Source organism: Gordonia sp. (in: high G+C Gram-positive bacteria), from assembly GCF_049299075.1.
In the GTDB taxonomy this organism is placed as follows: domain Bacteria; phylum Actinomycetota; class Actinomycetes; order Mycobacteriales; family Mycobacteriaceae; genus Gordonia.
Genome location: NZ_JBAQWU010000350.1, coordinates 1 through 9,983, shown reverse-complemented (window position 1 = coordinate 9,983; position 9,983 = coordinate 1). Strand labels below are relative to the sequence as shown.

Below are 9,983 nucleotides of genomic sequence, written 5' to 3'. Positions count from 1 at the left end.
ACCCTCCCGCGCCGCTCCTCGGTTCGAGCGCCCTATCTCGGTTCCCACGCCCTCCCTGGAGGGAGGGTGAGCGGCGATAGGGCGCTCGAACTGTCGGCGGGCGCGGCAGCGGCCCAGCCGCTGATGCGGGTCAGTCCAACTCTTCGAGAAGCAGGTAGCCGGCCAGCATGCGTTTGAGTTCACGGACGGTCTGCTCGTGGTCGTGGCCGTCTTGTACGGAGAAGCTCAGCAGCGAATACGCGGTGTGCACCAGGACCTGCGCCATCATCTCGCGCCGCTCGCGTTGACTCGGGGTGAGCGGCGCGAGGATTCGGGCGACCTGCTCGGCCAGGATGCGCTCGTTGAGCGAGGCGGTCAGCCGGGTGGCGGGGGTCGACTGCACGGCGAGCCAGACGGCGCGACGGGACGGGTCGGTGCGCCACAGGCTGGCGAGGTGGTCGAGAAACTTCTCCAGCAGTACCGGCCATTCCAGCGACGGGATCTCCGAGGCGAAGGCGGTCAGCTCGTCGCGCACGGCGGCGGTGTCGACGCGGTCGAGCTCGCAGACGATCACGTACTTGTTCGCGAAGTACTGGTAGAGCGTGCCGATCGGGACGTCCGCCCGGACGGCGACCTGCTCGCAGGTCAGCGAGTCCAGACCGTCGTCGATCAGCACCTGGCGGGCGGCCGCGAGAATGTCGTTGAATCTGCGGCGGCTGCGTTCCTGGGTCGGCCGTTTCCGCGGGAGAAGCGGCTCCGGCGTCACCGTCACAGGTTCAGGTCGCGGCGCAGCTTGGCGACGTGCCCGGTGGCGCGCACGTTGTACTGGGCGGCGGCGATGCGGCCCTGTTCGTCGATCAGGAACGTCGACCGGATCACGCCCTGCACCACCTTCCCGTACAGCTTCTTCTCGCCGAAGGCGCCGTAGGCGGTCAGCACGCCCTTGTCCGGATCGGAGAGCAGCGGGAAGGTCAACTCGTCGCGGGCGACGAACTTGGCCAGCTTCTCCGGCTTGTCGGGGGAGATGCCGATGACGTCGACGCCTTCGCCGCTCAGATCGGCGAGGTTGTCACGGAAGTCGCACGCCTGCTTGGTGCACCCGGGGGTCATCGCGGCGGGGTAGAAGTACACAATCACCCGCTTGCCCAGGTAATCGGTGAGCGAGACCTGCTTACCGTCGGCGTCGGGCAGGGTGAACTCGGGAGCGATGTCTCCGACCTCGAGCCGGACTTGATCAGCCATGGGCTCACCCTATCGGGTCGGCCCGGTAGGCTCGAACAGGTTGCGGGCGCCGCGCCCGCACCGGTGGAGACACCGGACCAGCCGACAACACCGTGGAGGATCGCGTGGCCGACGACACCCAACGCATCGAGCAGGAGATCGCGCAGGCGCGCGAGGAACTGGCGGCGACCCTGGATCAGCTCGCCGTACGGGCGAACCCGCAGCGCATCGCCGACGACGTCAAAGGCCGCGCGGTCGCCTTTCTGCAGACCCCGCCGGTCAAGTACACCCTGATGGGTTTGGCCGGGCTGAGCGTCGTGATCGTCGTTCGGAAGAACCTCAAGCGCTAGTCGCCGTGCAGCCGCGCCCGAAGAAAATGGTTTGCGACCAGCCGATTTCGCATGCGCGTCGGTTGCCTGTTACTGTTTCTTCTCGCAAGGCCAAGCGCCATTAGCTCAATTGGCAGAGCAGCTGACTCTTAATCAGCGGGTTCGGGGTTCGAGTCCCTGATGGCGCACCAGAAGAACACTCCTCACCGCATTGGTGAGGAGTGTTTATTACGTTGACCAGGCGGTATGTAAATCACAATGAGGTGATTTGTCACGTTATCGCGTGTGGCGGTACTGCGGTCCGCTTGGTATTCTGGTGGAAACTCTGCGGAGACGGTGCGTACTCGGGGGTACGTGCCGGAGACCGTGCGGAACGCGCGCGGGATCAGTTGATCAGTTCAGTTTGGAGCATCATGGCTTTCACCCGCCTGCGCGGCCGTCGTAACTCGTCCCCGCGGACGGCGTTCACCAAGACGGCGGCGATCAGTATTCTCGCCGCGGCGTCGGTCGCCCTCAGCGCCTGTAGTGGGGGATACAACGACCAGGTGCATGCCTCCGGCGAGTTCATTGACATGGTTCGGCCGGCAATCTCGGTCACCGACGGCAACGGCAAGCCGATCGCCAAGGACGCCGTCGGTGTGGAGCCGGGCCAGAAGGTTGTGGTGACCGCGTCCGACGGTGCTCTGAACGGGGTCCGCATCGACAAGGTCGACGGTACGCAGGTCAAGGGCATCCTGAGCGAAGACGGCGCCACCTGGACCAGCGACGAACCGTTCGGTTACGACCGTCGGTACACCGTGCAGGTCGAGGCGCTTGGCGTCGGCGGCAAGACCACGACCAGTCAGTCCTTCACCACGCAGGCGCCGAACAATCTAACCCAGGCTTACATCATGCCGAGTAAGGGCGAGACCGTCGGAATTGCCCAGACCGTGGGCGTGCGCTTCGATGAGCCGATCCCGAACCGAAAGGCCGCGCAGGACGCCATCAAGATCACCACCACGCCGGCCGTTGAGGGCGCGTTCTACTGGATCAGCTCGTCGGAGGTGCGCTGGCGCCCGCAGCACTTCTGGCAGCCGAACACCAAGGTCGACGTCGAGGTCAACACGTACGGCATCAACCTCGGTGACGGCCTGTTCGGTGCCGAGAACGTGAACTCGGACTTCACCGTCGGCCGGGCGATGACGCTGGAAGCCGATGACAACACCAAGACCGTCGTCATCAAGAAGGGCGACGAGGTGATCCGCACCATGCCGACGTCCTTTGGCAAGCCGGGCCACACCACCCCCAACGGCATCTACATGATCGGCGACCGTCTCGACCACATCGTCATGGACTCCTCCACCTACGGTGTGCCGATCGGCGCGGCCGAGGGCTACCGCACGCCGGTCGACTGGGCGGTGCAGATGTCTTACAGCGGCATCTACCTGCACGGCGCGCCGTGGTCGATGTGGGCGCAGGGCAATACCAATACGTCGCACGGCTGCCTCAACCTCAGTCCGGATGACGCGATGTGGCTGGTCCGCAACACGCTTCGCGGCGATCCGGTGACGGTGCGCAATACCGGCGGCGAAACGCTCGATGGCACCGAGGGACTAGGCGATTGGAATATTCCGTGGTCGGTGTGGCAGAAGGGCAACGCGACCGACAATCGCTGACGCCAGCGGGGTCGCGCTAGAACCTGGCCCGCGGTAACCCTGACATTGACCAATGGTTAGGATTCGCGGCGTACCCAGTTTCTGTTCTAGTTAGGCGGCATCGACAAATGGCCAAGTCCTCGTGGGAAACCGAAGAGCTGACCGCGCTGCGTGAAATGGCTCGCGCGTTTTTGGCGAAGGAGGTCGTCCCGAACGTCGAACGCTATCGCGAGCAGCATCACGTTGACCGGGACCTCTGGACCAAGGCGGGCGAGGTCGGACTGCTGTGCATGTCGATTCCCCAGGAGTACGGCGGCGGCGGAGGTACCTTTGCGCACGAGGCCGTGCTGATTGAGGAGCAGACCCGCACCGCGGACTCGTCGTGGGGCGTCAGCCTTCACAACGGCATCATCGCGCACTACATCCTGGGCTACGGCACCGAGGATCAGAAGAAGGCGTGGTTGCCCAAGCTTGCGTCCGGCGAATGGGTCGGCGCGATCGCGATGACCGAACCGGGCACCGGCAGCGACCTACAGAGCATCACTACCAAGGCCGTCAAAGACGGCGACGACTACGTGATCGACGGTAACAAGACCTTCATCACCAACGGTGGTCAGGCTGATGTGGTGATCACCGTGGTCAAGACCGATGCCGGTGCGGGTGCAAAGGGCATCTCGCTGGTCGTGGTGGAGACCGATCGGGAAGGCTTCAGTCGCGGCCGGATCCTGGACAAGGTGGGCATGAAGGGTCAGGACACCGCCGAGCTCAACTACACCGGGGTGCGGGTCCCGCAGTCGAATTTGCTGGGTGACGCCGAGGGACTCGGCTTTGTTCAGCTGATGCAGCAGTTGCCACAGGAACGGCTGATCATCGCAGTGGGCGCGGTGGCAGGTATGGAGACCGCGCTCGAGCAGACCGTCGCGTACACCAAGGACCGCACCGCATTCGGTCGGCCGATCTTTGGCTTCCAGAACACCAAGTTCAAGCTCGCCGAGGTGGCCACCGAGGCCCATATCGCCCGGGTCTTTCTCGACGATTGCCTGGCCAAGCACTTACGTGGCGAACTGGACATCCCGACGGTAGCGATGGCCAAGTGGTGGACCACCGAGAAGGCCATGGAGATCGCCGATACTTGTCTGCAACTGTTCGGCGGCTACGGCTACATGAACGAGTACCCGATCGCCCGGATGTGGGCCGACGCTCGTGTCCAGATGATTTACGGCGGCACCAACGAAATCATGAAGGAAGTCATCAGCCGATCGCTGTGATCTACGGCCCGTGCCCTCGCGCATGCGTGTCGTGAGTCACAATGGGGTTGCGCGCTCCGGAGGTCCGGGGTGCGGGAGATGCGGAGGCTGGTCTTGGGAACGATCGTTTTGGCGGAGGCACGGACCGACACCGAACGGGCAGCAATTGACTCGTGGGCGGCGATGCACCATCCGCACGCCGGAGTCAGGACAATCGGCGAGATTGACGTCGAGGAGTTGCCCGACGACACCGAGCTACTCCCGGTGCGCGTGGTGTGGCTGCCTCCGGTGCGTGCTGGCGAGCGCCGGGTAGCCGCCGTCGACGCCGTGCTGTTGTCTAATCCGCGCCGCCCACCGGCCTGGCGGCAGGCGTCGATCCGTCGACGCCATCCCGACCGCGTGCAGGTGGTGGCCGGGGCGCCAGCGTCGATCGCCGAACTGCGCGCCCCGTACGTCGAGCATCAGGCCGAAGGGGAATCGTTCGAGGCTTTCGTCGGCATGCGCGCTGCGCTCGCGGCCGAGCGGGCCGAACTTGAATTGGTCGGGGACCGGTACAAGGTGCCGCGGCTGGTGGCCGAGCAGATCTCGTCGTCGGCTCGTTTCCAGCAGGCGTGCGCCGACTTGGCGGCCGAACTCGGGCGCCCGGCCGCCTCGGTGGCGCAGGAGGCCACCGACAAGATGAGCTCGTTCGTGGCCACCCAGAGCCGACTGATGAACGACGTCTTCGACTCCACCTTCAGTCGCCTGTACGAGCGGGCATGGACGGTCTCGGTCGATCTGGACACGCTCAGCAAGCTGCGCGCCCAGAATGAGAAGACCTCGCTGGTCTTCTTGCCGTCCCATCGCTCGTATGTGGACACTTTGGTGCTGGGGTCGATTCTCCGCGAGCACAATTTTCCGCCGAACCTGGTGCTCGGTGGCATCAATTTGGCCTTCTGGCCGATGGGCCCGATCGCACAGCGGGCGGGCACCATCTTCATTAAGCGGCAGTTCGGCACCGATCCGGTCTACAAGCTCGCCATGCGGTCCTACTTGGCGTTCATCGTCCTCAAGCGATTCAACCTCGAGTGGTACATCGAGGGTGGGCGCAGCCGGACCGGCAAGCTGCGCCCGCCGATGATGGGTTTGCTCGCCTACGTCGCCGAAGCCGTCGAGTCGCTCGACGATGCCGATGCCACCATCGTGCCGACCTCGATCGTTTACGATCAGCTGCCCGAGATCGCCGCGATGGCGCAGGAGTCGGCCGGCGGTGCCAAGCGCCCGGAAGACCTGAAGTGGCTGTGGAAGTATGCGCGCGGTCAGCGCGAGCACCGCGGTGAGGCACGGGTCCGGTTCGGCGAGCCCTTCTCGCTCCGGCAGGCGCTCAGCGAGTCCGGTGACGGCCGCGCGCGGTTGGAGAAGGTCGCGTTTAAGGTGATGGACGAGATCAACGCGGCGACGCCGATCTCGGCGACGTCGCTGGCCGGTTTCGCACTGCTCGGTGCGCGCGATCGGGGGTACACCGCCGCCGAAATCGAGGCGACCCTCGCCCCACTGCTGGGCTACATCGCCGATCGCGGTCTGCCCGGACCCGACCCGTCGTTGTGTCGTGGGCTCGGTCTGCTGACCACCTTGGGGGAGCTGACCGATGCGGGGGTCCTCACGATGTTCGATGGCGGACCCGAGCAGGTCTGGTCGATCGCGCCCCACAACCATCCGGTCGCCGCCTATTACCGCAACGGTGCGCTGCACCACTTCGTCGACCGCGCCATCGTCGAGGTGGCCATGCTGGCCGTGGCCGATGGCACCATCCTGGCCGGGCTGGCCCCGGTATCGAGCGCTGAACACCCGTCGGACGTGGTGCTCGACGTCGCGCGGCAGGAGGCGCTGCGCATCCGTGACCTGTTGAAGTTCGAGTTCTTCTTCCCGGCCAAGGATGAGTTCTTGCGTCGGCTGGCCGGTGAGCTCGATCTCCTGGCTCCGCAGTGGCGGACGGTGGAGCACACGCAAGAATGGGTGTACGAGGAGTTGTTCGCCAATGCCGGGAAACTCTTCGCGCGGCGCACCCTGCAGACCTTCTTCGATGCGCAGCTGGTGGTCGCCACCTACCTGGTTTCGCGCGCTGGCGCGCGGGTGGAGAAGGAGGCGGTGGTGGCTGATTGCCTCGGCCTCGGTCGTCAGCTGAGCCTGCAGGATGTCATTTCCAGCAAGGATTCGGTGTCGAAGGACCTCTACGACGCCGCGTATATGCTGGCGGCGAACCGCGGGGCCGTAGGTGACGGATCATCCGAGGATCAGCAGGGTGCCCGGGACCAGTGGCTCGCCGAGGTGCAGGAACTGCGCGGACGACTCAGCCGGATCGCGGCGATCGAGGCAGAACAGGAGAAGGACCAGTGAGTGCGCTCGCCGACCGGCTGAAGGAAATCCGGGAGGCCCCCGCCGGTGATCAGATAGCGGCATTCTTCGACTACGACGGGACGCTGATTGAGGGCTTCTCCGCCGTCGACATCCTGAAGGCCCGGATCGCCAGCCTCGACTTCACCGCCGGGGAGGTGCGCGATGCGGTGATGATCGGTCTGCGCGGCTGTACCTCTGAACAGGACTACGCCGAGGTACTCAAGGCCACCCGGCCGGCGTTCGCTGGCCGGACGTACGACGAGATGCTGGAGTTCGGCCGCGACCTGTTCAAATCCTCGACTGCGGCCAAACTTCGTCCGCAGATGTGGCAGGTGATCCGGGCGCATCGCGAGCGCGGCCACCGGATTGTGATCGCTTCGTCGGCCACCCGGTTTCAGATCGAGCCGATCGCGGCCGAGATCGGTGCCGATCGGGCGCTGGCCACCGATGTGGAGGTCGTCGACGGCATCGTGACCGGTCGCGTGCTCGGGCGACCGTTGTGGGGTCCGGGCAAGGCGGCGGCGGTGCGTAAATTGGCCCGGGAATGGGATCTGGACTTGTCGGCGTCGTTTGCCTACTGCGACGGCAATGAGGATGTGCCCTTCCTGGAATCGGTGGGGAAGCCGGCGGCAGTCTCCCCGCAGAGTGAACTGCGCGGGGTCGCCGAAACCCGCGGCTGGCCGATCCTTGACCTGCGTAACCCCAGCTACAACACGCTCGGAATGGTGGCCCGCACTGGAGCCTTCTACGGTAGTTTCTTCGGCGGCGCTGCCCTCGGCGTGGTTCGGGGCTTGTTCTCCGACGATCGCACCGCGGCTATGCAGTCCGGTGTCGCCGAAGGCCTTGACGTGGGTTTTGCGCTGGCGGGCGTCGATGTCGACGTGCTGTCTGGCGCTGAGTACCTGACGTCGGCGCGGCCATGCGTCTTCGTCTTCAACCATCAGTCGAAGCTGGACCTGCCGGTGATGATCCACCTGGTGCGCGGGGAGGCGACCGGTGTGGCTAAGCGGGAGGTCGGCAACCTGCCGGTCTTCGGCCAGATCCTCGACGCTGGCGGGGTGGTGTTCATCGACCGGGCAAACTCCGGAAAGGCCATCGAGCAGCTCGAACCGGTGGTGGACAAGATCCGGGACGAGGGCTTCTCCTTGGTGGTGTCGCCGGAAGGCACCCGCTCGGCGACGCCGCGTATCGGGGCGTTCAAAAAGGGGCCGTTCCATATCGCCATGCAGGCCGGGGTGCCGGTTGTGCCGGTGGTGTTGCGCAACGCCGGCGAGGTGATGTGGCGCGGCGCGCAGCTGATCAAACCTGGCACCGTGGAGGTGCGCGTGCTGCCGCCGGTGGACACCTCAGCGTGGCGGCCGGAGACAGTGGGTGAGCACGCCGACGCAGTGCGCGAACTCTTCATCGCGGCCCTGACCGATTGGCCGGTGACCGCCTTTGACGACGGCCGAATGACCCGAACGCGCACCGTATTTGAGTGGCAGGAGAACGCCGATGACTGAGCCCGCGCAAAACGACAAGCCGCTGGACTGGGCCGCCGATCCGCACCTGAGCCCGGTGGACACGGTGATGTGGCGCGGTGACTCCGATCGTCGGCTGCGATCGACAATTTCCATGCTGGAGATCTGGGACTGCGCACCAGACTGGGACCGGTTGGTGGCAGCACACGAGTGGGCCAGCCGCATGGCGCCGCGTTTCCGGGAGCGGGTGATCGAGTCGCCGCTGCAGGCCGGAACCCCGAGCTGGTCGGTGGACCCCGACTTCGATCTGCACTATCACTTACGTCGTATCCGGTTGGGCGGCGACGAGTCGATGACGGAGCTGCTGCGCACCTGCGAGCAGCTGGCGATGACCCCGCTGGACCCGGCTCGGCCGCCGTGGGAGGGCTACCTCATCGAGGGTCTGCCCGGCGGTCGGACCGCGTACTTCGTCAAGGCGCATCACGCGCTGACTGACGGGCTGGGCGCGATCATCGGGCTGGCCCAGTTACATTCGACTACTCGTGACCCGATCCCCGGCAAACCGCAGCCGCCGGTTCCCGAACCGGGCGGACCGTCGGCGCTCGACGTCTTCAAACGGCAATTGGGCGAGGAAGCGCGTCGCGTCCCGACGCTGGCCGGGAAGGTGTTCGACGGGGCGGTCGCACTGATGCGACCGAAGGAGGCGCTGTCCCGGGTGTTGCGGTACGGCCGGTCGGTGCCGCGCGTGGCTGGCCTGATCAGTCCGCCCGGTTCGCCGTTGCTCGCTGGGCGTAGCATTTCCTGGCGCTTCGCCGCCTTCGACATTCCTTTCAGCTCACTCAAAGCAGTGTCGGCAGCCACCGGTGCATCGATCAACGATGTCTATCTCGGCGGCCTGATCAGTGGTTTCCGCCTGTACCACCAGCGGCTCGATGCGATGGTCGAGGCGATCCCCGTCGCCATTCCGATCTCGGTGCGCACCGATGACGATCGGTCTGGCGGCAACCGCATCGCCGTCGGACGGTTGGCCGGACCGATCGGGATCGACGACCCATTCGAGCGGGTACTGACTATCCGTGAACAGGTGCGCGCCGCGCGCGCCGAACCGGCGGTGGACGTGTTCAACACGGCCAGCCCGGTGCTGGCTTGGTTGCCGGGTCCGGTGCTTGCGCAGTTCAGCGGAACCACGGCGGGCAACGATCTGCAAGCCTCCAACGTGCCCGGAATTCCCTGGGATACCTATGTGGCCGGTGCGAAGGTCGAGCGGATGTTCCCGTTCGGGCCGCTGCCCGGCTGCGCGATGATGGCGACGATGATCACCCACAACGGGGTCGCCTGCCTCGGCCTCAACTTCGACGCCGCCGCGATTGGTGACCCGGACCTGTTCGCCGAGTGTCTGATCGCCGGATTCGACGAGATGCTCGGACTCGCCGCCGAGGAGAGCGGCGCACTGGGGGGCCTGACTCCGCTGACCTGAGCGGCGATCCTACGGATTCGCGTATGAGGCCAGGAATTCGGTCAGCATCTTGGCGGTCACCGGCCGGGGCAGCGCCTCGATGGCGGCGATCACGGCGGGGAGGTCCAGTGCTTCGCCCGCGGTGGAGGGATCAGTGTGCGGATCGATGCCCGCCCCGGTTAATGCTGCGGCGACGGCCTCCGATGGCAGGCCGACGACATCATCAACCGTGACGCTGCCCTCGGCAAAAGCCGCGGCCAGCGCGGCCAGCGCGTCGGGGG

Annotated in this window: 8 protein-coding genes, 1 tRNA gene and 1 pseudogene; 7 read left to right on the top strand and 3 right to left on the bottom strand. The window is 65.7% G+C overall.

Features of this window, described 5'->3' with window-relative positions:
• Window positions 1-130: 130 nt before the first annotated feature.
• The gene (locus WAW85_RS11110; protein WP_422559670.1) at window positions 131-745 is read right to left on the bottom strand and encodes a TetR family transcriptional regulator; all 615 of its coding nucleotides are present in this window, start codon (window positions 743-745) and stop codon (window positions 131-133) included.
• 2 nt (window positions 746-747) lie between these two features.
• Window positions 748-1,221: a thioredoxin-dependent thiol peroxidase gene (bcp, locus tag WAW85_RS11105; protein ID WP_422559669.1), complete on the bottom strand. Its 474-nt coding sequence runs from the start codon at window positions 1,219-1,221 to the stop codon at window positions 748-750.
• Between the two features lie 104 nt (window positions 1,222-1,325).
• Here bcp and WAW85_RS11100 point away from each other — a divergent pair, with 104 nt between their 5' ends.
• The 7 genes from WAW85_RS11100 (at window position 1,326) to WAW85_RS11070 (ending at window position 9,723) form a co-directional block, all read left to right on the top strand.
• A complete protein-coding gene (locus tag WAW85_RS11100) occupies window positions 1,326-1,550 on the top strand; it encodes a DUF3618 domain-containing protein (RefSeq protein WP_422559668.1) in 225 nt (74 codons plus the stop codon).
• Between the two features lie 94 nt (window positions 1,551-1,644).
• Window positions 1,645-1,720, top strand: a tRNA-Lys gene (locus WAW85_RS11095).
• Window positions 1,721-1,942: 222 nt separating this feature from the next.
• Window positions 1,943-3,184, top strand: coding sequence for a L,D-transpeptidase (locus WAW85_RS11090; protein WP_422559667.1), 1,242 nt, complete (start codon window positions 1,943-1,945; stop codon window positions 3,182-3,184).
• 107 nt (window positions 3,185-3,291) lie between these two features.
• Entirely contained in the window at window positions 3,292-4,431 is a 1,140-nt protein-coding gene (locus tag WAW85_RS11085) for an acyl-CoA dehydrogenase family protein (RefSeq protein ID WP_422559666.1), read from the top strand.
• Between the two features lie 93 nt (window positions 4,432-4,524).
• Window positions 4,525-6,786 (top strand): glycerol-3-phosphate 1-O-acyltransferase, encoded by a 2,262-nt coding sequence (locus tag WAW85_RS11080; RefSeq protein ID WP_422559671.1) that lies wholly within the window; start codon window positions 4,525-4,527, stop codon window positions 6,784-6,786.
• Complete coding sequence (locus tag WAW85_RS11075; RefSeq protein ID WP_422559665.1) at window positions 6,783-8,288, top strand: HAD-IB family hydrolase; 1,506 nt, start codon at window positions 6,783-6,785, stop codon at window positions 8,286-8,288. Before WAW85_RS11080 ends, WAW85_RS11075 begins: the two co-directional genes overlap by 4 nt.
• A complete protein-coding gene (locus WAW85_RS11070; RefSeq protein ID WP_422559664.1) occupies window positions 8,281-9,723 on the top strand; it encodes a wax ester/triacylglycerol synthase domain-containing protein in 1,443 nt (480 codons plus the stop codon). Before WAW85_RS11075 ends, WAW85_RS11070 begins: the two co-directional genes overlap by 8 nt.
• Window positions 9,724-9,732: 9 nt before the next feature.
• Here the strand turns inward: WAW85_RS11070 and WAW85_RS11065 are convergent.
• A pseudogene (locus tag WAW85_RS11065) lies at window positions 9,733-9,983 on the bottom strand (aspartate aminotransferase family protein); the annotation flags it as partial.